The sequence below is a fragment of the Rhodobacter sp. P2_H5 genome, from assembly GCF_056403335.1.
Genome location: NZ_JBFUFS010000005.1, coordinates 235,291 through 257,818, shown reverse-complemented (window position 1 = coordinate 257,818; position 22,528 = coordinate 235,291). Strand labels below are relative to the sequence as shown.

At 65.1% G+C, this 22,528-nt stretch carries 28 protein-coding genes; 20 read left to right on the top strand and 8 right to left on the bottom strand.

Features of this window, described 5'->3' with window-relative positions:
- Window position 1: 1 nt before the first annotated feature.
- Window positions 2-511, bottom strand: coding sequence for a hypothetical protein (locus AC1DVR_RS09175; RefSeq protein WP_478000248.1), 510 nt, complete (start codon window positions 509-511; stop codon window positions 2-4).
- Window positions 508-1,701: an ADP-forming succinate--CoA ligase subunit beta gene (sucC, locus tag AC1DVR_RS09170; protein ID WP_478000247.1), complete on the bottom strand. Its 1,194-nt coding sequence runs from the start codon at window positions 1,699-1,701 to the stop codon at window positions 508-510. Before sucC ends, AC1DVR_RS09175 begins: the two co-directional genes overlap by 4 nt.
- Before the next feature lie 349 nt (window positions 1,702-2,050).
- On the opposite strand from sucC, the gene AC1DVR_RS09165 reads away from it, so the two are divergent.
- Window positions 2,051-2,749, top strand: coding sequence for an acid phosphatase (locus AC1DVR_RS09165; protein WP_478000246.1), 699 nt, complete (start codon window positions 2,051-2,053; stop codon window positions 2,747-2,749).
- Between the two features lie 65 nt (window positions 2,750-2,814).
- Here AC1DVR_RS09165 and AC1DVR_RS09160 read toward each other — a convergent pair whose 3' ends face one another.
- The 3 genes from AC1DVR_RS09160 to pepT all read right to left on the bottom strand — a co-directional run bounded on the left by AC1DVR_RS09160 (window position 2,815) and on the right by pepT (window position 6,147).
- Window positions 2,815-4,071, bottom strand: a complete 1,257-nt coding sequence (locus tag AC1DVR_RS09160; RefSeq protein WP_478000245.1) for a hypothetical protein — start codon at window positions 4,069-4,071, stop codon at window positions 2,815-2,817.
- 54 nt (window positions 4,072-4,125) lie between these two features.
- On the bottom strand, window positions 4,126-4,797 hold the full coding sequence (locus AC1DVR_RS09155) for a class I SAM-dependent methyltransferase (protein ID WP_478000244.1): 672 nt from the start codon (window positions 4,795-4,797) through the stop codon (window positions 4,126-4,128).
- Between the two features lie 117 nt (window positions 4,798-4,914).
- Window positions 4,915-6,147, bottom strand: coding sequence for a peptidase T (pepT, locus tag AC1DVR_RS09150; RefSeq protein ID WP_478000243.1), 1,233 nt, complete (start codon window positions 6,145-6,147; stop codon window positions 4,915-4,917).
- Between the two features lie 150 nt (window positions 6,148-6,297).
- On the opposite strand from pepT, the gene AC1DVR_RS09145 reads away from it, so the two are divergent.
- Together AC1DVR_RS09145 and AC1DVR_RS09140 are read left to right on the top strand one after the other, a co-directional pair.
- Window positions 6,298-6,837 (top strand): phosphatase PAP2 family protein, encoded by a 540-nt coding sequence (locus AC1DVR_RS09145; RefSeq protein WP_478000242.1) that lies wholly within the window; start codon window positions 6,298-6,300, stop codon window positions 6,835-6,837.
- Entirely contained in the window at window positions 6,837-7,454 is a 618-nt protein-coding gene (locus AC1DVR_RS09140; protein ID WP_478000241.1) for a class I SAM-dependent methyltransferase, read from the top strand. Before AC1DVR_RS09145 ends, AC1DVR_RS09140 begins: the two co-directional genes overlap by 1 nt.
- A gap of 61 nt (window positions 7,455-7,515) precedes the next feature.
- Here the strand turns inward: AC1DVR_RS09140 and mdh are convergent, their stop codons facing one another.
- A complete protein-coding gene (gene mdh / locus AC1DVR_RS09135; protein WP_478000240.1) occupies window positions 7,516-8,478 on the bottom strand; it encodes a malate dehydrogenase in 963 nt (320 codons plus the stop codon).
- A 238-nt stretch (window positions 8,479-8,716) separates the two neighbouring features.
- Here mdh and AC1DVR_RS09130 point away from each other — a divergent pair, with 238 nt between their 5' ends.
- The 14 genes from AC1DVR_RS09130 (at window position 8,717) to AC1DVR_RS09065 (ending at window position 18,596) form a co-directional block, all read left to right on the top strand.
- Window positions 8,717-9,460 carry a sulfite exporter TauE/SafE family protein gene (locus tag AC1DVR_RS09130; RefSeq protein WP_478000239.1) on the top strand — a complete coding sequence of 248 codons (744 nt, stop codon included), beginning with the start codon at window positions 8,717-8,719 and terminating at the stop codon, window positions 9,458-9,460.
- A 278-nt stretch (window positions 9,461-9,738) separates the two neighbouring features.
- Window positions 9,739-10,596: an HpcH/HpaI aldolase/citrate lyase family protein gene (locus tag AC1DVR_RS09125; protein WP_478000349.1), complete on the top strand. Its 858-nt coding sequence runs from the start codon at window positions 9,739-9,741 to the stop codon at window positions 10,594-10,596.
- 2 nt (window positions 10,597-10,598) lie between these two features.
- Window positions 10,599-11,147 carry an NnrU family protein gene (locus tag AC1DVR_RS09120; RefSeq protein WP_478000238.1) on the top strand — a complete coding sequence of 183 codons (549 nt, stop codon included), beginning with the start codon at window positions 10,599-10,601 and terminating at the stop codon, window positions 11,145-11,147.
- 4 nt (window positions 11,148-11,151) lie between these two features.
- Window positions 11,152-11,355: a DUF1737 domain-containing protein gene (locus AC1DVR_RS09115; protein WP_478000237.1), complete on the top strand. Its 204-nt coding sequence runs from the start codon at window positions 11,152-11,154 to the stop codon at window positions 11,353-11,355.
- A 55-nt stretch (window positions 11,356-11,410) separates the two neighbouring features.
- The gene (locus tag AC1DVR_RS09110) at window positions 11,411-12,439 is read left to right on the top strand and encodes a MaoC family dehydratase (RefSeq protein ID WP_478000236.1); all 1,029 of its coding nucleotides are present in this window, start codon (window positions 11,411-11,413) and stop codon (window positions 12,437-12,439) included.
- A 368-nt stretch (window positions 12,440-12,807) separates the two neighbouring features.
- A complete protein-coding gene (gene sdhC, locus AC1DVR_RS09105) occupies window positions 12,808-13,203 on the top strand; it encodes a succinate dehydrogenase, cytochrome b556 subunit (protein WP_478000235.1) in 396 nt (131 codons plus the stop codon).
- An 8-nt stretch (window positions 13,204-13,211) separates the two neighbouring features.
- Window positions 13,212-13,583 (top strand): succinate dehydrogenase, hydrophobic membrane anchor protein, encoded by a 372-nt coding sequence (locus tag AC1DVR_RS09100; protein WP_478000234.1) that lies wholly within the window; start codon window positions 13,212-13,214, stop codon window positions 13,581-13,583.
- 7 nt (window positions 13,584-13,590) lie between these two features.
- Window positions 13,591-15,393, top strand: a complete 1,803-nt coding sequence (gene sdhA, locus AC1DVR_RS09095) for a succinate dehydrogenase flavoprotein subunit (RefSeq protein WP_478000233.1) — start codon at window positions 13,591-13,593, stop codon at window positions 15,391-15,393.
- The gene (locus AC1DVR_RS09090; RefSeq protein ID WP_478000232.1) at window positions 15,393-15,848 is read left to right on the top strand and encodes a hypothetical protein; all 456 of its coding nucleotides are present in this window, start codon (window positions 15,393-15,395) and stop codon (window positions 15,846-15,848) included. The genes sdhA and AC1DVR_RS09090 overlap by 1 nt, the downstream gene beginning before the upstream one ends.
- A complete protein-coding gene (locus AC1DVR_RS09085; protein WP_478000231.1) occupies window positions 15,845-16,153 on the top strand; it encodes a hypothetical protein in 309 nt (102 codons plus the stop codon). The genes AC1DVR_RS09090 and AC1DVR_RS09085 overlap by 4 nt, the downstream gene beginning before the upstream one ends.
- A gap of 11 nt (window positions 16,154-16,164) precedes the next feature.
- Window positions 16,165-16,464: a hypothetical protein gene (locus tag AC1DVR_RS09080; RefSeq protein WP_478000230.1), complete on the top strand. Its 300-nt coding sequence runs from the start codon at window positions 16,165-16,167 to the stop codon at window positions 16,462-16,464.
- Between the two features lie 111 nt (window positions 16,465-16,575).
- Entirely contained in the window at window positions 16,576-16,896 is a 321-nt protein-coding gene (locus AC1DVR_RS09075; RefSeq protein WP_478000229.1) for a hypothetical protein, read from the top strand.
- Between the two features lie 123 nt (window positions 16,897-17,019).
- Window positions 17,020-17,796, top strand: coding sequence for a succinate dehydrogenase iron-sulfur subunit (locus AC1DVR_RS09070; RefSeq protein WP_478000228.1), 777 nt, complete (start codon window positions 17,020-17,022; stop codon window positions 17,794-17,796).
- Between the two features lie 8 nt (window positions 17,797-17,804).
- Window positions 17,805-18,596 (top strand): hypothetical protein, encoded by a 792-nt coding sequence (locus tag AC1DVR_RS09065; RefSeq protein ID WP_478000227.1) that lies wholly within the window; start codon window positions 17,805-17,807, stop codon window positions 18,594-18,596.
- Here the strand turns inward: AC1DVR_RS09065 and AC1DVR_RS09060 are convergent.
- Window positions 18,593-19,069 (bottom strand): autoinducer binding domain-containing protein, encoded by a 477-nt coding sequence (locus tag AC1DVR_RS09060; protein ID WP_478000226.1) that lies wholly within the window; start codon window positions 19,067-19,069, stop codon window positions 18,593-18,595. The genes AC1DVR_RS09065 and AC1DVR_RS09060 overlap by 4 nt on opposite strands.
- 216 nt (window positions 19,070-19,285) lie before the next feature.
- On the opposite strand from AC1DVR_RS09060, the gene AC1DVR_RS09055 reads away from it, so the two are divergent.
- The 3 genes from AC1DVR_RS09055 (at window position 19,286) to AC1DVR_RS09045 (ending at window position 21,575) form a co-directional block, all read left to right on the top strand.
- Window positions 19,286-19,789, top strand: a complete 504-nt coding sequence (locus tag AC1DVR_RS09055; RefSeq protein WP_478000225.1) for a helix-turn-helix transcriptional regulator — start codon at window positions 19,286-19,288, stop codon at window positions 19,787-19,789.
- A 127-nt stretch (window positions 19,790-19,916) separates the two neighbouring features.
- Window positions 19,917-20,621 (top strand): acyl-homoserine-lactone synthase, encoded by a 705-nt coding sequence (locus AC1DVR_RS09050; RefSeq protein ID WP_478000224.1) that lies wholly within the window; start codon window positions 19,917-19,919, stop codon window positions 20,619-20,621.
- Between the two features lie 93 nt (window positions 20,622-20,714).
- Window positions 20,715-21,575, top strand: coding sequence for an urea carboxylase-associated family protein (locus AC1DVR_RS09045; protein ID WP_478000223.1), 861 nt, complete (start codon window positions 20,715-20,717; stop codon window positions 21,573-21,575).
- Between the two features lie 71 nt (window positions 21,576-21,646).
- On the opposite strand, the gene AC1DVR_RS09040 is transcribed toward AC1DVR_RS09045, so the two are convergent.
- Window positions 21,647-22,486, bottom strand: a complete 840-nt coding sequence (locus tag AC1DVR_RS09040; RefSeq protein WP_478000222.1) for an SDR family oxidoreductase — start codon at window positions 22,484-22,486, stop codon at window positions 21,647-21,649.
- Between the last annotated feature and the right edge of the window lie 42 nt (window positions 22,487-22,528).

Genomic DNA, 22,528 nt, shown 5'->3' with positions numbered 1-22,528 from the left:
CTCAGTGATCTGACAGAAGCTTGAGATTGTAGTAGGCGGTGCCCCCGATGTGGCCGGTGCCCCCGGAAAAAAGCACAAGTCGCCTTTGATTGCGGTAGAGGGTCATCAATCCAATTTCCGAGTTCCTGAAAGCATTGATGGTGCTCACGCTTTTCAGAACGTTGGTCTTGGTTTCGGTTGTGCCCCAGACCAACGAGCAAGTATTGCCGTAGCCTGGCCCTTTCGAGATCTGGAAAGAGACGTCCTCGGTCGCGCTGTAGACGGTTGCTGTTCCCATCGGTGACGGGATCGTGATGCCATTCGCAGCCATCTTCGACTTCGCCGCTGAAAAATCACTCGCCAGAGAAGCACCACAAACCGCGTCGAACAGCTGTACGGCACGGGTCGTGGTGACCGGATGGCTCGGGCCTGCGGGCTTGTTCGCTGCGGCACTTGCGGTCACGGTGGCACCGGGCGTTTCACATCCCGCCAATGCCACTGCCGCAACTGCAAGTAAGACGAAGATTTTCATCCCTTGACCGCTTTGACAATCTTCTGGGCTGCATCCGACAGGTTGTCGGCGGCGATGACGTTGAGGCCGGAGTTGCGGATGATGTCCTTGCCGAGCTCGACGTTGGTGCCTTCAAGGCGGACCACCAGCGGGACCTTCAGGCCGACTTCCTTGACCGCGGCCAGCACGCCCTCGGCGATGATGTCGCAGCGCATGATGCCGCCGAAGATGTTGACCAGGATGCCTTTGACGTTGGGGTCGGAGGTGATGATCTTGAAGGCCTCGGTGACCTTCTCCTTGGTGGCACCGCCGCCGACGTCGAGGAAGTTGGCGGGCTCGGCGCCGTAAAGCTTGATGATGTCCATGGTGGCCATCGCCAGACCCGCGCCGTTGACCATGCAGCCGATTTCGCCATCAAGGGCGATATAGTTCAGGTCGAACTTGGAGGCGGCGAGTTCCTTCGGGTCTTCCTCGGTCTCGTCGCGCAGGGCGGCGATTTCGGGGTGGCGGAACATCGCGTTGCCATCGAAGCTCATCTTGGCATCCAGAAGCTTCAGCGAGCCGTCCTTCAGGACGCAGAAGGGGTTGATTTCCAGCATGTCCATGTCTTTTTCGGTGAAGAGCTTGTAAAGGTTCTTCACGATGCCGACGCAGGATTTGACCTGGTTGCCGGTCAGACCCAGCGCGAAGGCGACGCGGCGGCCGTGGTATTCGGAGAAGCCCGCTGCCGGGTCGATCGAGAAGGACAGGATCTTTTCCGGCGTGTCGTGGGCCACGTCTTCGATGCTCATCCCGCCTTCGGTCGAGCAGACGATCGAGACGCGCGAGGTCTGACGGTCGATCAGCAGGGCGAGGTAGAATTCCTTGGCGATGTCTGAACCGTCTTCGATGTAGATGCGGTTGACCTGCTTGCCGGCGGGGCCGGTCTGCACGGTCACGAGGGTGCGGCCGAGCATCTGGCGGGTGAATTCGGCGGCCTCTTCGACCGAGCGGGCGAGGCGGACACCGCCTTTTTCGCCGGCCTCAGGCTCGACGAAATGGCCCTTGCCGCGACCGCCGGCGTGGATCTGGGCCTTGACGACCCAGAGCGGACCGTCAAGTTCGCCGGCAGCCGACTTCGCCTCTTCGGCGCGCGTGACCGCGCGGCCATCGGAAACAGGAATGCCGTAGCTGCGCAGCAGGGCCTTGGCCTGGTATTCGTGGATGTTCATCTTGCGCCCCGTTAGGTGGATTTGCAGGCCTTCTGGCACATATTGCGATGCGGGCAAAACGGGAAAAGGTCGCAGGGGGCAGAAAAGCGACATTTGTGATCACAGCAAAAAATTTTGTGATCACGCGCAAGGAATAGGCAAGGAATAAACGGCGAGTCGCGGTTTTCACCGCCGGGCAGGGGCAGGATTTCCGGCCCCGGAACGGGGGACTTGTGCCGAAGCCCGGCGGATTTCAGCCTTCGCGGCAGGTCAGTCCCGATGGTTTGCCTGTCATGCCAGCGTCACCGGGCTGTCATCCAGCGGCAGCAATCGGGTGCTAGCAGGCGGCAACTGTCAACAGGAGCCTGCCATGCGTCACACCGCGTCCTCTGTCTTTTTCGCCCTGGCCCTCGGCCTTGTCGGTCCGGTCTTTGCCGCCGATGTCAAACCCTTCGCCGATGCCACGACCATCGACCTGACCGCGATCCTCGCCCCGCCGGCGGCGCCGGATTCGCCCGCGATCAAGGCCGAACTGGGCCAGGTCCTGATGGTCCAGGTCACCCGCACCCCCGAGATGGAGGCCCGCGCCATCGCCGACAATGAAGAGAATGTCTGGGCCTTTGCCAATGTGATCGGCAACCCGAAGTTCAAGGCGGAAGACCTGCCGAAGTTCGCCGCCTTCTTCGATCGCGTGACCGAGACCGAAGGCGCCGTGGTTGACCCGGCCAAGAAGACCTGGGCCCGTCCGCGCCCCTATATGATGAGCGATCTGGTCAAGCCCTTGCTGGAGCCGAAGAAATCCGGCGCCTATCCCTCGGGCCATTCCACCGTCGCCACGCTGATGGGGATCATCCTGTCGGACATGGTGCCGGAAAAGCGCGCCGAGATCATGGCGCGGGCGCAGGATTTCGCCAACAACCGCGTCGTGGCGGGGATGCATGTGCCCTCGGACATCGAAGCGGGCCGGATCTCGGGCAGCGTGATTGCCGCCGAGATCATGGGCCATGACGACTTCAAGGCCGAATATGCCGAGGCCAAGACCGAGCTGCGCGCGGCTCTGGGTCTCTGATCTGCCGCCACATTGCGAAGGCCGCCGGGAGACCGGCGGCCTTTGTCATGTCCGGCGGGACGGCTTCAGTTCAGGTAAAGCGAGAACAGCATGGACTGGCCGCGCATCAGATCATCAAAGGCGAAAAGGCTGGTGCCGTCGATCAGGGTTCCGGTTTCCAGATAGGGCAGGGCGGCCCAGCCCTGCGCCCAGCCGGCGATGTCGATCGGCGCCGGGTCGGTGAAGACCTTGCCGAGGTTGATGCCGGCCGGAGCGCCGGTGCGCCAGAAGGGCAGGAGTTTGCTTCCGGTGAAGACGGCCTCGACATCGGCGAGGACGGCGAGCCAGGCGTCGCGGGTGCCGGGCGGCAGGTCAAGGCCGATCGCGGCGCGCTGGTGGTCGTTGGGCAGCCACTCCTGCGTGTCGTCGGTCTCTTGCCCGACGCGGGTCCAGAACAGGCGGTTCAGGGCCACCATCGACAGGATATGGTCACGGGCGCTGGCCATGCGCGCCTTGTCGGGCTGCTGGTCCAGCGTGGCAAGGACCACGGCGATCAGATCGAAGCCTTCCAGCGCGCGGGGATCGTCGCTGAGATCGCCGAGGATGAAGTCCTGCAGCGGGGGGCCCATCGCCTTCATCTTGTCGCGGGCGTCGATGACACGTGTCAGCGGCGCGGTCGGGTCATAGGCACGCACCATGTCGCAGAAGGCGGACAGAAGATCGGAATAGGCGGCGAGCCAGGCGGCATCGGCCACATCGAAGCGCACGGTGGGCAGGGTCGGGGGCGGGATCGTCCCATCGGTGGAAGGTTCGGCCACGCCCCCGAGGGCCGTGGTGCCGATGATCTCGCCCAGACCCTCGCCGGGGTCGCGGATCGCATTGGCGTTCACGTCGAACCACAGGTCGGCCAGCGCGATCTCGACCCCGAAATCGGCTGTATCCGGCAGGGTGATCAGGGTCGCCTTGGCCTCGGCCAGCTTGTCGCCAGCATGGATGAAGATGCCCGCCACCGAGGCGGGATCGAAGGGGCTGGGCGTCGGGTTGGGCGGGATCGGCATCCGCAGAAGCGGCAGCATGGTGGAGCGGTCGGTCAGGCCAGCGGCCCAGCGGTCCTGAAAGCTGATCTCGATCGCGCGGAGGAACTGGACGCCGCCAAGGGCGAAGGTCTCGGCATCGGTCCGGGTGGGCAGGGCCTTGAGGCGGGCCTCGGTCTTGGCGAGGCCCTGGCTTGCGATCTCGGCCGAGAGGGTCTGGGGTTCGGTTTCGGCTTGGGCCGGGGTGAGGGCGGCGGGCACGGTGAAAAGGAGGAAAAGGGCGGGCAGGGCGGCGTGAATACGGCGCATTTTGGCCTCCATAAAATCAGGACATGATCCGCCCGGCGGAATTGAAAAGCAAGCCTAACCGGGGATGGCAGCGCAAAGACGCTGACCGCGCGGCAGGTAGGGGTCCGAGAGGCTGGCGCTGAAGCCCGCAGCATTGCAGGCCTCCAGGACATCGGCGCCGAGGTGGTGATAGGGCGTGCGGTCGGGGTGGGTGACGACGCCGTCGGGCTGGCGGACCGGTGCGCGGGCCGCTTGGGCATCGGGGGCGAGAAAGACGGTGAAGAGCAGCTTTTGCAGGCGGGGAAAGCGGGCGCGGATCGTCGGCAGCGCGGCTTGCAGATGCGAAAGCGGCAGGTGGGTGAAGACGGCAAAGGCGATGGCCATGTCGATCGTCTCGGGCACGCCGGGGAAGGCGAACTGCGCATCCTCGATCAGGTGATCGGGGGTGAGGCGGGATTTGTCAGCGATCTCAAGCTCGTAGCCGCGCTGCATCAGGGCGCCAGACAGGTCGGTGGCCCAGTAGTTGCCGGGGTCGAGATAGGGCACCACCCGGCAGCCGAGCCGGAGGGACCCTGCGCCGATGTCGAGCAGGGTGTGGTGGCGGTCGAGCCCGGCGGCGAGCAGAAGCTGCATCTGGACGAGGCCGGTCTCCTCCCACCGGCCGCCGACGATGTCGCGGTGGCGGCCTTTGGCCAGCGCCTCGGCGTAGAAACCGGGCTTGTGATAGGGGGAGACGGGGCGGGACATGGGCGGCTTTCGATGCGATCGGGGCTGGCGGCCGGGGGTTTCACACCCCCGGGCCCCCGTGGGATATTTATGGACCAATGAAGGGGGGGCCGGGGGGGGCTGTTTCTGCTGCGGGGCTCAGGCGGCGGAGGTTTCGATGATTTTCAGCATGAGCCGGGTCGAGACGGCCATGTCCTGCACCGAGATCCATTCGAGCGGCCCGTGGATTTCCTGCATCCCGGTGAAGAGGTTGGGGGTGGGCAGGCCCATCTCGGTCAGGCGCGAGCCGTCGGTGCCGCCGCGGATCGGTTTGGAGACGGGTTCGATCCCGATGGCGCGGCAGGCGTCGAGGGCGAGGTGGACCGGGCGCATGTCGGTTTCCAGCCAGTAGCGCATGTTGCGGTATTGCGGGCGGATCATGACCTCGACCTTGGCGCGGGGCTCTGTGGTCTGAAGGGCGGCGCAGGCGGCGCGCAGGATCTCGCCCTTGGCGGCGAGGCCGTCGCGTTCAAAGTCGCGCAGGATGAAGCGCAGGGTGACTTCGGCGGCATTGCCCGACATGTCGGCGAGGTGGAGGAAGCCGTCGCGGCCCTCGGTCACTTCGGGGGTCATGGTGGCGAGGGGGAGGGAGGCAATCAGGCGCGCGGCGAGGTAGAGCGCGTTGACCAGTTTGCCCTTGGCCCAGCCGGGATGCGCCGAGACGCCGGTGATCTTCACCTGGGCGCCATCGGCGGAGAAGCTTTCATATTCGATCTCGCCCACGGTCGAGCCGTCGAAGGTATAGCCGAAATCGGCGCCGATGTCGGTGGGCAGGCGGGGATCGACACCGCGGCCGATTTCCTCGTCCGGGGTGAAGGCGAGGCGGATCTTGCCGTGGGCGAGGTCGGGCGTGGCCAGAAGGTGGCGGGCAACGGTCATCAGGATCGCCACGCCGGCCTTGTCATCGGCGCCCAGAAGCGTGTCACCCGAGGCGGTGATGATCGTGTGGCCCTGCTTGCGGCCAAGCTCGGGCGAGGTTTCGGGCGAGAGCACGAGATCGGGATTGTCGGGAAAGCTGATCGAGCCGCCGTTGTAGCCGCGATGCGCCCGGGGTTTGACCCCGGTGGCGTTGTAGGCGGGCGCGGTGTCGACATGGGCGAGAAAGGCCAGGGTCGGCCCGGGCGCCGTGGCGGGGATGGTGGCCAGCACCACGCCGTAATCGGTGAGGGTGACATCCTCGGCGCCGATCGCGGTCAGCTCGTCCCGCAGAAGGTTCAGCATGCCGAACTGCACCGCGGTCGAGGGGGCGCCGGGGCTGTCCTCGTCGCTTTGGCTGTCGATGGCGGTGTAGCGCATCAGGCGCTGTTCAAGCTCGGCGTCAAACGGGGTCATGCGGCCTCTGGCGTTATGCGGGGGAATGGCGCGAATTTGGGTGGCCGGGGCGCGGAAGTCAACGCGGCGGATAGGGGGGGCCGTGGTGGAGCGGCTCTGGTCGGGCGCCGCGGGCCGGCGTATCAGGGGGCAAACAGCGGGAGAGCGCAGATGGACGCCCAAATCACGGCCTGGATCAACGGGCTTTCCGGTCCGCCATTCCTTGATGCGGTGATGCGGGCGGCGGCCGAGTGGGGTCTGCCCCTGATGGTGGTGCTGGTGGCCCTGCAGTGGTGGAGCCCGCAAGGCCGGACACGCAGCCGCCATGTGGTGCTGGTGGCGGGGCTGGCCTTTCTTCTGGGGCTGGCGCTGAACCAGGGGGTGCTTCTGGCGATCCACCGGGTGCGGCCCTATGACCTCGGGGTGACGCGGCTTCTGCTGGGGCGGAGCCCGGATTGGTCCTTCCCTTCAGACCATGCGACGGGCGCGGTCGCGGTGGCCTCGGTGTTCTGGATCAAGCGGCTGCGGCTGCGGAAGGTGCTGTTTTCCGCCCTTGCGGCGCTGATCTGCTTCGCACGGGTCTACCTCGGGATCCATTATGTCGGGGATATTCTGGGCGGGGCCGTGACCGGCGCGCTGGCGGCCTGGCTTGTGGCGAAGGTCTGGCAGCCCGGAAACCGGGCGGAGCGGCTGGCGGTCAGGGTGCTGTGATGGCCGAGCCCGAGCCGCCTGCCGACGATGCCCAGACCCTGCGGTTTTATGCTGAACGGGCAGAGGGTTACACCGCGAGCGGCGCGGAGCATGTGAACCGCAGGCTCGCAGGGTTTCTGGCGCGGCTGGCGCCCGGGGCGCGGATCCTGGACCTTGGCTGTGGCGGCGGGCGCGATGCGGCGGCGATGCTGGCGGCGGGTTTTGACGTCGCGGCCTGTGACGGGTCTCCCGAGATGGCGGCGCGGGCGGCGCAGGTTCTGGGGCACCCGGTGCGGGTCTTGGCTTTTGACGCGCTGGAGGAGGTGGAGGCCTATGATGCCATCTGGGCCTCGGCCAGCCTGCTGCATGTGCCGCGCTTGGCGCTGCCCGGGGTGCTGGCGCGGGTGTTTCGCGCCTTGCGGCCGGGTGGGGTGCATTTTGCCAGCTACAAGGCCGGTGGAACCGAGGGGCGCGATGCTTTCGGGCGCTATTTCAACTATCTCTCCGCCGATCAGTTGAGAGCGTTTTACGCGGCGACTGCGCCCTGGGAGATCCTGTCGGTCGAGGAGTTCATCGGCGGCGGCTATCAGGGCACGCAGGGGCCTTGGGTTGCGGTCGTGGTGCGCAAGCCTGTCTGACCCGCCAAAGGAAAATGCGCGCCCTTGCGGACGCGCATTCTAAGGCAGGATGGGCAGATGATCAGGCCAGCGAGGGGTCGATGCCCTTGCAGGCGGCGACCAGGCCCTTCACGGCCTCGACCGATTTCTGGAACATCGCGTTTTCGGCTTCGGTCATCTGGATCTCGACCAGACGCTCGACGCCGCCGGCACCGAGGATGACCGGGACGCCGACATACATGCCATCAAGGCCGAAGGCCCCGTCGACATAGGCGGCCACCGGCAGGAGGCGCTTCTGGTCCTTGAGGTAGGCTTCCGCCATCTCGATCGCCGAGGCGGCAGGGGCGTAGAAGGCCGAACCGGTCTTCAGGAGGCCCACGATCTCGGCGCCGCCGTCACGGGTGCGCTGGATGATGCTGTCGAGCTTTTCCTGCGTGGTCCAGCCCATCTTGACCAGATCGGGCAGCGGGATGCCGGCCACGGTGGAATAGCGGGCCAGCGGCACCATCGTGTCGCCATGGCCGCCGAGCACGAAGGCGGTGACGTCCTTCATCGAGACGTTGAACTCGGTGGCAAGGAAGTGGCGGAAGCGGCCGGCGTCGAGCACGCCCGCCATGCCGACAACCTTGTTGTGCGGCAGGCCGGAGAATTCGCGCAGCGCCCAGACCATCGCGTCGAGCGGGTTGGTGATGCAGATCACGAAAGCGTTCGGGGCATGGGCCTTCAGACCCTCGCCCACGGCCTTCATGACCTTGAGGTTGATGCCCAGAAGGTCGTCGCGGCTCATCCCGGGCTTGCGCGGCACGCCGGCGGTGACGATGCAGACATCGGCGCCCGCGATATCGGCGTAGGAGTTGGCGCCCTTCAGCGTGGCGTCAAAACCCTCGATCGGGCCGGATTGCGCGATGTCCAGCGCCTTGCCCTGGGGGGTGCCTTCGGCGATGTCGAACAGGATGACGTCGCCCAGTTCTTTCAGAACGGCGAGGTGGGCAAGCGTGCCCCCGATCTGCCCGGCGCCGATCAGCGCGATCTTCGGTCTGGCCATGTGGGAATCCCCCTTGTGGATTGCAAACGGAAAAGGATGCCGTGTCCTAAGCCCAAAACCGCCAGCCGCGCAAGAGCGCCGCGCTGCGGCAAAGCGGTGCGGGATGGTGCAGCGGCCATGATTGCGCTAGCAAATGAAAAAACGGCAGAAGGCCGGGGGCGCGGGGCGGCCTGGCGCATGGCGCTGACCGGGGCGAAGCCCTGCGGCGCGAAGGGAAAAAAGGGCGGATATGGGCGGGATGAGCGGCTGGGAGTTCTGGGTCGTGGCCGTGATCGGAGCGATTCTCACCGGGGTCGGCAAGGGCGGCGTGCCGATCGTGGGGGCGCTGGTGGTGCCGGTGATGGCCCTGGTGATCAACCCGGTGGTGGCCGCCGGGCTGATGCTGCCGGTCTATGTCGTCTCGGACTGGTTCGGGCTTTACGCCTACCGCAAGGAGTTCGACAAGCGCGTGCTGGCGATTGCCTGCGTGGGGCTGACCTTCGGCGTGATCTTCGGCTGGGCCACGGCCAGCTATATCCCGGAATCCTGGGTCACGGTGCTGGTGGGGGTGATCGCGGTGGCCTTCTCGCTCAACCAGCTGTTGCGCCGGCCCGCGGTGGCGACCCCGCGCCGGGCCGAGGTCGGCTCCGGTCTGTTCTGGACCCTGATCGCCGGCTTCACCAGCTTTGTCAGCCATACCGGCGGGCCGCCCTATCAGGTCTGGACCCTGCCTTTGGGGATGCGAAAGGCGGTCTTTGCCGGCACCTCGACCATCGCTTTCGCCTATGCCAATGCGATCAAGCTGATCCCCTATTACTTCCTTGGCCAGATCAACCTGCAAAGTCTGGAAACCGCCGCCGTGCTGATGCCGGTGGCGGCGGTTTCGGTGTTCTTCGGGGTCTGGGCGGTCAAGGTCTTGCCCGAAAAGCTGTTTTTCCAGATCGTCACCTGGTCGCTTCTGCTGATCGGGGCCGAGCTGATCTGGAAGGGTGTGACCGGTTAACCCGGCAGGACCAGCTCTGCCGCGCGGCAAAGCTGCGGTAGAAGCAGAAGCCCCGCAAGGCCAAGCGAGAGGGTGAAGAGCTGGCGGTCCATCCTGAGCCTTTCCGGGCCTTGCGCCCAAGTTGTGTCGGGGCTCAGGCTGCGTCGTCGGGCCAAAGAAAGCCTTAACGCTGCGTTCAGGATTGGGCAGGACTGCGGGTTTCTCTGCGGTGCAGCAAATTCCCTCTTGCGTGAAATGACAATATCGTGCCACTTGGCGCAACAATCTTGCTTGGTGGAATCATGGAAAACGCTCAACCCGTCCGTTCGATGCTCTATATCCCGGCCTCCAAGGCGCGGGCGCTGGAGAAGGCGGCGGGCCTTGCCACCGATGCGATCATCTTCGACCTTGAGGATGCGGTGGCCCCGGGCGAGAAGGCCGCCGCCCGTGCGACGCTGGACGCCTGCCTGCGCACGACCGATTACGGCAAGCGGCTGCGGCTGGTGCGGATCAACGGGCTGGATTCGGACTGGGGCCGCGAGGATGCCTTGGCTTTTGCCGATCATCCCGGCGTGGACGGTATCCTTTTGCCCAAGGTGAACGGGCCGCAGGATCTGGAGGCCGTGGCGCAGATCGCGCCGGGCAAGAAGCTTTGGGCGATGATGGAGACCCCGCTTGGCATGCTGAACGCCGGTGCGATTGCGGCACATCCGGCCTTGCAGGGTATGGTGATGGGGACCAACGATCTGGCCAAGGACCTCGGTGCGCGGTTCCGGGCCGACCGGCTGCCGCTGGCGGCCGGGCTTGGTCTGTGTCTTCTGGCCGCCCGCGCCTATGGAAGGCTGATCGCCGACGGCGTCTTCAACGCCTTTCGCGATGCCGAGGGGCTGGAGGCCGAATGCACCCAGGGCCGCGACATGGGCTTTGACGGCAAGACCCTGATCCACCCCGACCAGTTGGAGATTGCCAACCGCATCTTCGCCCCCTCCGACGCCGAGCTGGATCTGGCCCGCCGCCAGATCGCGGCCTTCGAGGCCGCCATGGCCGCGGGGCAGGGCGTTGCAGTTCTTGATGGCAAGATCGTCGAGAACCTGCATATCGTGACGGCGCGCGCCTTGATCCTCAAGGCAAGCGCCATCGCCAACCTGCAGGGATAGACATGCTGATCTTGATACTCGGGGTCCTGATCTGGGCCTTTTCGCATCTGATGAAACGGGTGACGCCTGACCTGCGCGCAAGTCTGGGCGACAGCCGGGGCAAGGCGCTGGTCGCCGGCCTGGCCTTTGTGGCGATCGTTCTGATGGTGATGGGCTATCGGTCGGCCGATATCATCCAGGTCTGGTATCCGCCGACATTCATGCGCCATATCAACAACTTGCTGATGGTTGTTGCAGTGCTTCTCTTGAACCTCAACTTCAACCGGGGCCGGCTGCGGGCGCTGATGCGGCATCCGATGCTGGCGGCGGTCAAGACCTGGGCCCTGGCGCATTTGCTGGTCAATGGCGATCTGGCCTCGATCATCCTGTTCGGCGGGCTGCTGGCCTGGGCGGTGCTTGACATGATCCTGATCAACAAGATGGAGCCCGGCTGGACCCGCCCCGCCAAGGGCCCGGTTGTCAATGATGTGATCTATGTTCTGGCCTCGGCCGCCCTTTTCGCCGCCATCGTCTTTGTGCATGGTCGGCTTGGATATTGGCCACTGGGGTAATGCGATGAAACTCTACCGTTTTCTGTCCGAAGACGACACCTCCGCCTTCTGCCACAAGGTCTCGAAAGCGCTGTCGCAGGGGTGGGAGCTTTACGGCCCCCCGACCTATGGCTTCGACGCCAGCCATAACGTGATGCGCTGCGGTCAGGCCGTGGTGAAAGAGGTGCCGGGGACCTATTCGCCGGATTTGAAGCTGGGTGAGCAGTAGGAGGGGTGATCTGCCCCTCTTCCCTTGATCTGCCACCCCCAACCCAGGGGCTGCGATGAAGACCAATCCGGGACGGTTTTTCGAGGATTACAGGCTGGGGCAGGTGATCGACCATGCCGTGCCCCGCACGCTTTCGGGCGGCGAGCGCGCGCTGTATCACGCGCTGTATCCGGCCCGGGGCGCGCTCTATTCCTCGGACGCCTTTGCGCAAGGCTGTGGTCTGGCGCAAAGCCCGCTGGATGACCTGATCGCCTTTCACTCTGTGTTCGGCAAGACCGTCCCCGACATCAGCCTGAACGCGGTGGCCAACCTCGGCTATGCCGAGGGGCGCTGGCTGGCCCCGGTCTGGCCGGGCGATACGCTCCGCGCCACCAGCACGGTGATCGGGCTGAAGGAGAACTCCAACGGCGCCTCGGGCGTGGTCTGGGTCCGCAGTCAGGGCATCAACCAGCATGGGGTGACGGTGCTGGATTATGTGCGCTGGGTGATGGTGAAGAAGCGCGGGTCGGGGCCTGCGCCGGAGCCTGTGGTGCCGGATCTGGCCAAGGTGGTCGATCCATCGCGCCTTGCCCTCCCGAAAGGGCTTGATTTCACACGCTATGATTTCACCCTTGCCGGCGAGCCGCACCGCTTTGCCGATTACGCGGTGGGGGAGTTCGTCGACCATGTCGATGGCGTGACCGTGGAGGAGGCCGAGCATATGCTGGCCACAAGGCTGTGGCAGAACACCGCCAAGGTCCATTTCGACGCGACCCAGCGCCCCGACGGCAAAAGGCTGATCTATGGCGGCCATGTCATCAGCCTGGCCCGCGCCCTGTCCTTCAACGGGCTGGCCAATGCGCAGATGATCGTGGCGCTGAACGGCGGCGCCCATGCCAACCCCTGCTTTGCCGGCGACACGGTCCGCGCCTGGTCGGAAGTGCTGGACAAGGCCGAGACCGCTGCCCCCGGCGTCGGCGCCCTGCGTCTGCGGCTGGTGGCCACCCGGCACGGCACGCCGCCCTTCGAGCTGCGCGATGCGTCGGGCAAGTATCTTCCCGGGGTTCTCCTCGACCTCGACTACTGGGCGCTGGTGCCGCTGTAAGGGCAGTGCCGCCTTTGTGATCACAAAACCGGGTGCAAAGCCCCCTGCCGGTCAAGCTTGCAGTTTGCCGCCGCGGTGCTAGGCTTTCGGCACCACGCGCGGCAGGCGTCCGGGGGAGTCTCTCCACGGGCCACGACTGCAAAACCGGGGCGGATTGTGCCTTGGGGTGTGGCGGGGAAAGTGTGATCACGGAATTTCTTGCTGTGATCACAAACCGGAAATTCTTGCGCCGTGAGCGCTGACAGGCCCGAATTTTCCCCACATGGGGAGGTGACAGCGCGAATTTGGGCGCTATTGAAAGATCAAGCAGACTCTGCGCCGCAGCATCAGGCCGGGGCAGGGCGTGACAACGCAGAAAGGGCAGCGAAATGGCCGAAGTAACGGGGTCTTCCAAGCGGGTCGAGCGGCCCTTGTCGCCGCACCTGCAGATCTACCGCATCCAGATCACCTCGGTGTCGTCGATCCTGACGCGGATCACCGGAAACGCGCTGATCGTCGGCGTGATCCTCGCCACCTGGTGGCTTCTGGCCGCCGCCACCTCGGACAGCTATTTCGAGACGGCCAATGCGGTGGTGACCTCGTGGTTCGGCAAGCTGGTGTTCCTCGGCTCGCTCTGGGCGATCTGGTACCACTATCTCGCGGGCCTCAGGCACCTTTACTATGACGCCGGCCATGGGCTGGAGATCAAGACCGCCGAACGTCTCGGCTGGGCTTGCGTGATCGGGTCGGTGGTGCTGACCCTTCTGACCATCGTGATCGTGTGAGGGATACCATGCGCTATCTGACCGACCGCAAACGCGCCGTGGGCAAAGGGGCCTCGCATACCGGGACCGCGCATCACTGGTCGATGACCGTCTCTGCCGTGGCGCTGGCCTTTCTGGTGCCGACCTGGCTTTACGTCTTCGGCCATGCCGTGGGCGGCACCCGCGCCGAGGTGGTGGCAACTTTCGCCCGGCCCTTCCCCGCGATCCTGACCGCGATCATCCTGGTCGTCTCGATGCGGCATTTCGCCAAGGGGGCGGAGATGATGCTGCAGGACTATGCCAAGGGCACCGCGCTGAAATCCTCAATCATCTTCGTCTATTCGCTGTCCGCCGTGATCGCGACCACCGGGCTTTTCGCCCTGATCCGCATCGCGCTGTGAGGTTCCAATGAACGCTTATCCTTATGAAGTGCATGACTATGACGTGGTGGTCGTGGGCGCCGGCGGTGCCGGCCTGCGCGCGACCCTCGGCATGGCCGAACAGGGCTTGCGCACCGCTTGCGTGACCAAGGTTTTCCCGACCCGCTCCCACACGGTCGCCGCACAGGGCGGCATCGCGGCCTCCTTGGGCAACATGGGGCCGGACAGCTGGCAATGGCACATGTACGACACCGTGAAGGGTTCGGACTGGCTGGGCGACACCGATGCGATGGAATACCTGGCGCGTGAGGCCCCGAAGGCGGTTTACGAGCTGGAACATTATGGCGTCCCCTTCTCCCGCACCGAAGAGGGCAAGATCTACCAGCGCCCCTTTGGCGGCCACACGACGGAATATGGCGAAGGCCCGCCGGTGCAGCGCACCTGTGCTGCGGCCGACCGCACCGGCCACGCCATCCTGCACACGCTTTACGGTCAATCCTTGAAGAACAACGCCGAGTTCTTCATCGAATATTTCGCCATCGACCTGATCATGACTGACGGGCGCTGCACCGGTGTTGTCGCCTGGAAGCTGGATGATGGCACGATCCATGTCTTCAACGCCAAGATGACGGTTCTGGCGACCGGCGGTTATGGCCGTGCTTACTTCAGCGCGACCTCGGCCCATACCTGCACCGGCGACGGTGGCGGCATGGTGGCGCGGGCTGGTCTGCCCTTGCAGGATATGGAATTCGTCCAGTTCCACCCGACCGGCATCTATGGCTCGGGCTGTCTGATCACCGAAGGCGCGCGGGGTGAGGGCGGGTATCTGACCAACTCCGCCGGCGAGCGTTTCATGGAGCGGTATGCGCCGCATTACAAGGACTTGGCGCCGCGCGACTATGTCTCGCGTTGCATGACGATGGAGATCCGCGAAGGCCGCGGCGTGGGCGAGCACAAGGATCACATCCACCTGCACCTGAACCACCTGCCGAAGGCGACGCTGGACCTGCGCCTGCCGGGGATCAGCGAAAGCGCCCGCATCTTCGCCGGGGTGGACCTGACCAAGGAGCCGATCCCGGTTCTGCCGACCGTCCACTACAACATGGGCGGCATTCCGACCAACTACTTCGGCGAAGTGCTGAACCCGACCCACGACAACCCCGATGCCGTCTTCCCGGGCCTGATGGCCGTGGGCGAGGCGGGCTGCGCTTCTGTGCACGGGGCGAACCGTCTGGGCTCGAACTCGCTGATCGACCTCGTGGTCTTTGGCCGGGCGGCCGCGATCCGCGCCGGGCAGATCGTCGATCCGAAATCGGCGGCACCCGCCGTCAACAAGCCCGAGATCGACAAGGCCCTGTCGCGCTTTGACGGTCTGCGCCATGCGAATGGTGCGGTACCGACCGCCGAGCTGCGGCTGGAGATGCAGAAGACCATGCAGGCCGATGCCGCCGTTTTCCGCACCGAAAAGACCCTGGCCGAGGGCGAAAAGAAGATGACCGCCATCGCCGCCAAGGTGGCCGACCTCAAGGTCACCGACCGCAGCATGGTCTGGAACTCCGACCTGATGGAGACGCTGGAGCTGACCAACCTGATGCCCAATGCGCTGGCCACGATCTATGGCGCCCATGCCCGCACCGAAAGCCGCGGCGCCCATGCGCATGAGGACTTCCCGACCCGTGACGACATCAACTGGCGCAAGCACTCGCTGGCCTGGGTCGATGGCAACAAGGTCACGCTGGATTACCGGGCCGTCCACAAGGACCCGCTGACCACCGAGGCCGAAGGTGGCATCAGCTTGAAGAAGATCGCCCCGGCAGAGCGGAAGTTCTGATGGCAGGGGCGGGCTTCTCTGGCAGCGCATTGGCGCGCAAGCTTGGCCTGAAGGCCGGGCAGGCGGCGGCCTTTGTGGCGCTGCCCGAGGCTCTGTCCGTCCTGGCCGATGCGGCTGCCTTCCGCCGCATCGAGACCGCCCCCGATTGGCGCGCCTTGCCGGAAGGGGCGCGGGATGTGATCCATGTCTTCACGACCTCTGCCGCTGATCTGACCAAGGCCCTGCCGGTCCTGCAGGATCTGATCACGCCCGAGGGTGTGATCTGGATCAGCTGGCCGAAAAAGGCCGCCAAGGTGCCGACCGACCTCAGCGAGGACGCCCTGCGCGCTCTTGCCGGGGCGCAAGGGCTGGAGGCGGTGCAGCGGGTGATGGTGGGGCCGGTCTGGTGGGGCCTGAAACTGGTGGTACGGGCCGAGGCCCGGGCGACCCATGTGAATGCAGGAGTGGCAGCATGACGCGTATCCTTTCGGTTCTGGCGGTTCTGGGCGTGGCGGGGCTGACGCTGGCCGCCTGCGATCCGCAGGTGGTGGTCGACAAGACCATCGCCCGTACCGCCGAGGCCGTGGTGGCCCCGGTCACCGGCGACGGGGTCGCGCGCTGCGTGGTCGAAAACGCCCAGCCGGTCGAACTGGAGATCCTGGCGCGTGATGTCGGCGTCTCGGCCGGCACGCGGACCATCGCGATCATTCAGGGTGTGCTGAACCGGCCCGCCACGCAAGCCTGTCTGCAACGCGCGGGCCTTTCCGCGCCCAGCCTGTAGGGACGCCGGTGATGATGCGCGCTTTGTCCGCCCTCTGCCTGCCCGGATTTCTGGCCGCCTGCGGCCCGGTTCCGCGCGCGGATGCGGAGCGCGACTGCATCAGCACCGCCCGGATGGCCCAACACCCGCGGGGCGAGGTCGGCATCGGCTATGGCTCGGGCGGGCGCGGTCGGGCTTACCTCGACCTTGGCGTGTCGTCGAACTACGTTCTGGGGCGTGATCCCGACCAGGTCTACGCCTCCTGTGTCTACCAGCGTTCGGGGCAGATGCCCTCGCGCCCCTTCACCTCACTGCCGGAGTCCCGCACGTGACCCCGTGACTTACGACCTGCCCGAAAGGCCGGACTGCCCCGCGAACCCGATCAAAGGTTGCCGTTTCAGAGATGAGATCAAGCGCCCCACACCCAAGGAATGGAACCTCTGATGAAACTGACCCTTCTTGTCCTGCCGCTTCTGCTGTTGCCCCTGAACGGGTGCGTCGGCGCGCTGGTGGTCTATGGCGCGCAAAATGTCACCAAGGACGAATTGGCCAAGGTTATGGCCGAGGATTATCCCAAGGTCGACAGCGTGGCCGCCGCCGCCTGCGTGCAAAAGGCGATGAAGCTGGGCGAGGTGGTGTCCTTCGGCAGCGCCGATTTCCGGCAGGGCATTTCGCCCGCCAACCGCGCCAAGGTTGCGACCTTTGCCGCCCGCCCGGAAGCCGCCGCCTGTATCGCCGCCTTGCCGGCAAAGCCCAAGGGTTGAGGATGATGCGGGGGGCCGCGATCTCTGACGCCCCCCGCCTCGGCCTTGCCCGCATGTCTGAAAACGTCTGGCTGAAACCAGAACCACGCCCAGAACCAACGCTCTGAACGGAAGAGAGACATCATGGTCCAGTTCACCCTGCCCAAGAATTCCAAGGTCCGCACCGGCAAGACCTGGCCGCGTCCGGAGGCGAAGAATGTGCGCAAGTTCCAGATCTACCGCTGGAACCCCGACGACGGCGAAAATCCGCGGGTGGACACCTACTTCCTCGACATGGACAAATGCGGCCCGATGGTTCTGGACGCGCTGATCAAGATCAAGAATGAGGTCGACCCGACCCTGACCTTCCGCCGCTCCTGCCGCGAGGGGATTTGCGGGTCGTGCGCGATGAACATCGGCGGCATCAACACCCTGGCTTGCATCTATGGGCTGGACGAGGTGAAGGGCGATGTCAAAATCTACCCGCTGCCGCATATGCCGGTGGTGAAAGACCTGATCCCGGATCTGACGCATTTCTACGCCCAGCACGCCTCGATCATGCCCTGGCTGGAGACCAAGACCAACCGCCCCGCCAAGGAATGGCGCCAGTCGATCGAGGACCGCTCCAAGCTCGACGGGCTTTATGAATGCGTGATGTGCGCCTCGTGCTCGACCTCTTGCCCCTCCTACTGGTGGAACAGCGACAAGTACCTCGGGCCGGCCGCCCTGCTGCACGCCTACCGCTGGATCATCGACAGCCGCGACGAGGCGACCGGCGAGCGTCTGGACGCGCTGGAGGATCCCTTCAAGCTGTACCGCTGCCACACGATCATGAACTGCACCAAGACCTGCCCCAAGGGCCTGAACCCGGCCAAGGCAATTGCCGAGATCAAGAAGATGATGGTCGAACGCGTGGTATGAGCGAAAGCTTGAACCCTGACGCAAAACCGGTGCGCGCCGAGGTCTCGTTCCTGACGCTGAACGACCTGCGCGCCTTGGCGGCGGTCTATTCGGGCAGCGCGCGATATCTTTTCGTCCACATCCCGAAGAATGCCGGGGTGTCGATGCGCAAGGCACCGCAACTGCGCTGGAAGATGGTCGGGGTCAACCGCTTCTTCCTGAAGGACCGCGCCTATCTGGATGCGCTCTTGCTGACGATGGGGGCGGCGGGCCAGCACAATGGCATCGCCCATGCCCGCCTGCGCGACATCAAGCCCGCCATCGTGCGCCGCCTGCAGCCGGTGGCGATCCTGCGCAACCCCTGGGCGCGGGTCGTCTCGCGCTTTCGGTTCGCGCAACTGATCGAAGAGCAGGGCTCGCGCTATGCCTCGGTGCCGACCGCCAGTTTCGAGGCTTTTCTCGAGACGCGCCACGAAGACGGCGGCCGCCCCTATTTCTGGCACCGCGCCGTGCGCGGCTGGTATCCGCAGCGCGATTATGTCGTGGATGCCGAAGGCCGGGTCGCGGCGGACCTGTTGCGGCAAGAACATATGGCCGAAGAAACCTCGGCCTATTTCGGCCTGTCAGAGCCGGTGCGCCCGCGCAACGTCACCCGGCGCGGCGAAGAGGTCGACTGGAAGTCCTTCTACACGCCCCGCACGATCCAGATCGTGGCCGACTGGTATGCCGCCGACATCGACACCTTCGGGTTTGATTTCGACGGGGCTGCCACGCGAAACTGCTGGGCCTGCCGCGATGGGGCAGGGCAGGGTCAGGCCTAGAGCCGCCGCAGCTTGTCTTTCAGCGCGGGAGAGAAATCGTCGAAGCCCTCTGTCGCCGCATGCAGCCCGTTCACGATGCCCTCGATCTCGGCGATCTCGGCCGCGTTGTGCGGCCGGGCCGAGCGGGTGAGGCCCGCAATCGTGCGCGAACCGGCCGGGCCCAGGGCATAGGTCCAGCCGTGGGTCAGCCCGAAGGACACCGCCGAGGTGATCACCCCCTCGGGGTCATTGTCGACAAGGCTGCTCCAGTTCACGCGGCCGGTATGGGTCAGGCCCCAATGCACCACCGGGTCGGACAGCATGTAACCATTTGTCGAATAATGCTCCGCCCAGTCCGAGGTATAGGTCTGGTACATCAGCGAAGGTGCCGTCAAACGAATGTGAATGGCCAAGGCGAACCCGGTGTCGCAAAGCTTGCCAAGCCTGCTCAGGTAGCTGGCGATGGCGTCGGCCGTTCCAAGGTCGTTTGCCAAGTGTTCACCTCTGGGATGCTTACTGTTGCGGAAAACACTTAAACCGGGCATTGGTTACGGCGCGACGTTAATTTGTGTCCCAAGGAACGGCAACCTGTTTTAAAGTAGATGGCAATCTTACAGGCGATGCGAAATCAGATTGATCAGATCGCCCCCGCGGGGTTCTATGTGGCCTTGCGGGTCGGTTTTTCCTTTCCGGAGGAGGAACTGAACGCCTTGCCACAAAATTGGATCGAATTTTACACGACAAATGGTCTGGTCGTGCATGACCCGGCGATGAAGTGGGTCTATTCCAACACGGGCGTCGTCCGGATGGCCGAGATCGTTCTGCCCGATCCGCATCAGGTCCGGGCACGGGCGGCGGTCTTTGGCCTGTCGCATGGCGCGGTGATTTCGGTCATGGCGCCCTCTGACCGTGGGCGGCGCAGCTACGGGCTGTTCTACCGCGGCGACCGCGATTTTCTGGAACAGGACCTCTCGACCCTGCTCAACATCGTCAAGCGCCTGCACTCGGGCACGACGGATGATCCGAGCCTGACCAATGCCGAGATCGAGGCGCTGCAGATGCAGGCCGGCGGGATGCGGCTGAAGCAGATCGCGGGTGATCTGGGCATTTCGGAAAGCGCCGTGAAGGCGCGGCTGAACAATGCCAAGAAGAAGCTCGGCGCCAAGACCCTGCCGCAAGCGCTCTCCATCGCCTCGGCGCGCCGCCTCATTTGAAACGAGATTGGCGGCGCGGCGCGCCCGGGGGGATTTTCCCTTCACGGGAAGTGATAGGTCATTACACACAACTGGAGGCAGTTTAGAACGAGTCCCACTGCACTTTCATTCCGCTTGAGGGACTCATATGGAAAATGTTCGCTTCGACTTCTCTGACCTGCACCGCCATGGTCGCGCCTTTTACGAGTTTCTGGCCCTGCGAAAGCAGGTTTTCGTGGACGAGCTGAAGTGGGATGTGCCCCACAACGACGCCGTGGAAATGGACCAGTACGACACACCGATGGCGCATTACTCGATCGTCCTGCACGAGGGCAGGGTGATCGGCGGGGCAAGGGCCATGGCCACCACCGCGACCTGGGGCGAGCATACCTACATGCTGCGCGACGCCTATTCCGGCAAGCTCAAGCATATCCCGCCGCATATCATGTCGGTCGACATCGCCTCGCCCAAGGTCTGGGAATGCACGCGGCTGGTGATCGCCAGCGACATTTCCACCCATGCCGAGCGGGCCGAATGCCTGCGGCTGATCGTGGACGGGCTGGTCGATACCGTCAGACCCTTTGGCTGCGAGGAGATGATCTGTCTGTCCTCGCTGCACCTGATGCGGGCGCTGCGCCAGATGGGCTACAAGGTCGACCGTCTGGGCGAGACCTACCGCAATGACGAGGACGGCCGTACCTATGGCGTGTTGCGGATGCCGGCAGAGCATTCCAACGCGCGCAAGGGGGCGGTGCAGCCCTCGGCCATGGTGCAGCGCCTGTCCGAGACGCGGGGCCGGATGCCGGTGCCCCTTGCATCGGCCCTGAAACGCGGGCTGGAGGTGCTGGCCTGAGCGGCGGCATGTGCGCTCCGACCTCCGGGCCATCTCTCTTGCAGAGATGGCCCGGATTTGTGCATCAAGGGGCAGACAGTCACAGGAGGCCCGATGAAACCCGATGCCCCGGCCCACAAGGCCCCGCTGGACGGAGACGCCCGCAAGGCGGTGGCTCCGGTCATCTGCTACCCGGTCGAGGGGCTGTCCGCCCCCGACCTTGGCCCCTATCTGGCGGCGCGCGACGGCTGGACCCGCGTGGCCGAAGTTCTGGTCCCCGCGCGCGAGGCTGTGTGCTTTGACGTGCCGGCCGGGCATTTCTTCCGGATCAGCAGTGTCGAGGGGCCGCAGGTCGGCGATCTCAACCTGTGGTCGGCGGCGGATGTGGCGGAACGCTTCTTCTCCGGCAAGACCCGCGCCCTGCATGGCACCCATCTGTCGGCGGGCGACCGGCTCTGGTCGAACCTGCCTTACCTGCGGCCGATGGCGCTGATCACCGAGGATACGCTGGACTGGTACGGCTTCGACGCCTTCGGCGGCGGCGTCCATGACGTGATCGGCACGCGCTGCGACCCTTATACCCACAACCTGCTGGCGGGCGGCCAGTATCACCATTGCTGCCATTCCAACCTGACCCGCGCCTTCGCAGACCGCATGGGCCTGCCGCTGCATCTGGCCGAATTGGCGGTGCATGACGTGCTCAATGTCTTCATGTGCACCGGCTTCACCCGCGATACCGGGCAGTATTTCATGAAGGCGAGCCCGGTCCGCCCCGGCGACTATCTGGAGTTCTTCGCCGAAATCGATCTGATCGGCGGCCTCTCGGCCTGCCCGGGCGGCGATTGTTCCTCCGAGCATTCCTCCGACACCGCCGCCTGCCACCCGCTGCTGGTCGAAGTCTTCAAACCGCAAAACGCCCCGGCAGGCTGGCAGCCCCCCGGAGCCAACGGCTACGACCGCACGCACGGCCGCTAAGCCCTTTCATTTTGGTCCAAATATCCCGGGGCCCGGGGCAGCGCCCCGGGGTCGGGCAGGGGCGCTCCGTGTCAGGACAGCGCCTCAACCACCGTCACCGCCATCGGCGTGGTCGGGTGGCCGATCAGGGCCGACAGGGTCTTGCTGTCGTCAAACAGCGCCCCGCGCGAGGCCTGGTCGTCGCAATCGGCCAGAACGGAAGCAAACCCAGCCGGCAGGCCGAAGCTTTCCAGGATCTTGGCATATTCCGCCGTGGGCAGCGAATGATAGGGAATGGTCTTGCCGACTTTGGACGAGACGACCGCGGCCATGTCGTCCATGGTGAAGGCGGTGTCGCCGGCCAGTTCATAAACCTGGCCCAGCTTGGCCGGGTCGAGCAGCACAGCCGCAATCGCCTCGGCATAATCCTTGCGGGCGGCGGCAGAGATGCGACCCGACCCCGATGACCCGACCATCGCGCCATGCGCGACCGAACCGGCCAGCGACCCGGTGTAATTCTCGGTGTACCAGCCGTTGCGCAGCACGGTATGGGGCAGGCCGGAGGCTTTCAGATAGGCCTCGGTCACCTTGTGATCGGCGGCGAGGATCATCGGATTCTCGGTGCCCTTCAGGATCGAGGTATAGACCACATGCCCGACACCCGCGGCCTTGGCAGCGTCGATCACCGCCTTGTGCTGGCCGGCGCGGTCGTCGAAATCGTTGGAGGAAATCAGCACCAGCGTGGTTACGCCCTGCAGCGCCGCTTTCATCGCGTCAGGTTTCTTGTAGTCGAAGGCGCGGGCCTCGACGCCGAGGTCGGCGGCCTTGGCCGGATCGCGGACAAGTGCGATGGCAGTGCCGCCCTTGGCCTTCAGGGCGGCGAGGGCGAGGCGGCCAAGCTGGCCGGTGGCCCCGGTGATGGCATAGGTCATGGAAGTCTCCCTTGGTTGACGGGACGAGCCTACGCCTATACT

Coding starts and splice junctions, on each gene's coding strand:
- AC1DVR_RS09080 (WP_478000230.1), top strand. CDS start 16,165: ATGATGCGCGCTTTGTCCGCCCTCTGCCTGCCCGGATTTCTGGCCGCC.
- AC1DVR_RS09160 (WP_478000245.1), bottom strand. CDS start 4,071: ATGCGCCGTATTCACGCCGCCCTGCCCGCCCTTTTCCTCCTTTTCACC.
- AC1DVR_RS09110 (WP_478000236.1), top strand. CDS start 11,411: ATGAAGACCAATCCGGGACGGTTTTTCGAGGATTACAGGCTGGGGCAG.
- sdhA (WP_478000233.1), top strand. CDS start 13,591: ATGAACGCTTATCCTTATGAAGTGCATGACTATGACGTGGTGGTCGTG.
- AC1DVR_RS09090 (WP_478000232.1), top strand. CDS start 15,393: ATGGCAGGGGCGGGCTTCTCTGGCAGCGCATTGGCGCGCAAGCTTGGC.
- AC1DVR_RS09120 (WP_478000238.1), top strand. CDS start 10,599: ATGCTGATCTTGATACTCGGGGTCCTGATCTGGGCCTTTTCGCATCTG.
- AC1DVR_RS09115 (WP_478000237.1), top strand. CDS start 11,152: ATGAAACTCTACCGTTTTCTGTCCGAAGACGACACCTCCGCCTTCTGC.
- AC1DVR_RS09100 (WP_478000234.1), top strand. CDS start 13,212: ATGCGCTATCTGACCGACCGCAAACGCGCCGTGGGCAAAGGGGCCTCG.
- AC1DVR_RS09085 (WP_478000231.1), top strand. CDS start 15,845: ATGACGCGTATCCTTTCGGTTCTGGCGGTTCTGGGCGTGGCGGGGCTG.
- AC1DVR_RS09155 (WP_478000244.1), bottom strand. CDS start 4,797: ATGTCCCGCCCCGTCTCCCCCTATCACAAGCCCGGTTTCTACGCCGAG.
- AC1DVR_RS09175 (WP_478000248.1), bottom strand. CDS start 511: ATGAAAATCTTCGTCTTACTTGCAGTTGCGGCAGTGGCATTGGCGGGA.
- AC1DVR_RS09040 (WP_478000222.1), bottom strand. CDS start 22,486: ATGACCTATGCCATCACCGGGGCCACCGGCCAGCTTGGCCGCCTCGCC.
- AC1DVR_RS09130 (WP_478000239.1), top strand. CDS start 8,717: ATGAGCGGCTGGGAGTTCTGGGTCGTGGCCGTGATCGGAGCGATTCTC.
- AC1DVR_RS09045 (WP_478000223.1), top strand. CDS start 20,715: ATGAAACCCGATGCCCCGGCCCACAAGGCCCCGCTGGACGGAGACGCC.
- AC1DVR_RS09140 (WP_478000241.1), top strand. CDS start 6,837: ATGGCCGAGCCCGAGCCGCCTGCCGACGATGCCCAGACCCTGCGGTTT.
- AC1DVR_RS09075 (WP_478000229.1), top strand. CDS start 16,576: ATGAAACTGACCCTTCTTGTCCTGCCGCTTCTGCTGTTGCCCCTGAAC.
- AC1DVR_RS09070 (WP_478000228.1), top strand. CDS start 17,020: ATGGTCCAGTTCACCCTGCCCAAGAATTCCAAGGTCCGCACCGGCAAG.
- pepT (WP_478000243.1), bottom strand. CDS start 6,147: ATGACCCCGTTTGACGCCGAGCTTGAACAGCGCCTGATGCGCTACACC.
- AC1DVR_RS09050 (WP_478000224.1), top strand. CDS start 19,917: ATGGAAAATGTTCGCTTCGACTTCTCTGACCTGCACCGCCATGGTCGC.
- mdh (WP_478000240.1), bottom strand. CDS start 8,478: ATGGCCAGACCGAAGATCGCGCTGATCGGCGCCGGGCAGATCGGGGGC.
- sucC (WP_478000247.1), bottom strand. CDS start 1,701: ATGAACATCCACGAATACCAGGCCAAGGCCCTGCTGCGCAGCTACGGC.
- AC1DVR_RS09165 (WP_478000246.1), top strand. CDS start 2,051: ATGCGTCACACCGCGTCCTCTGTCTTTTTCGCCCTGGCCCTCGGCCTT.
- sdhC (WP_478000235.1), top strand. CDS start 12,808: ATGGCCGAAGTAACGGGGTCTTCCAAGCGGGTCGAGCGGCCCTTGTCG.
- AC1DVR_RS09145 (WP_478000242.1), top strand. CDS start 6,298: ATGGACGCCCAAATCACGGCCTGGATCAACGGGCTTTCCGGTCCGCCA.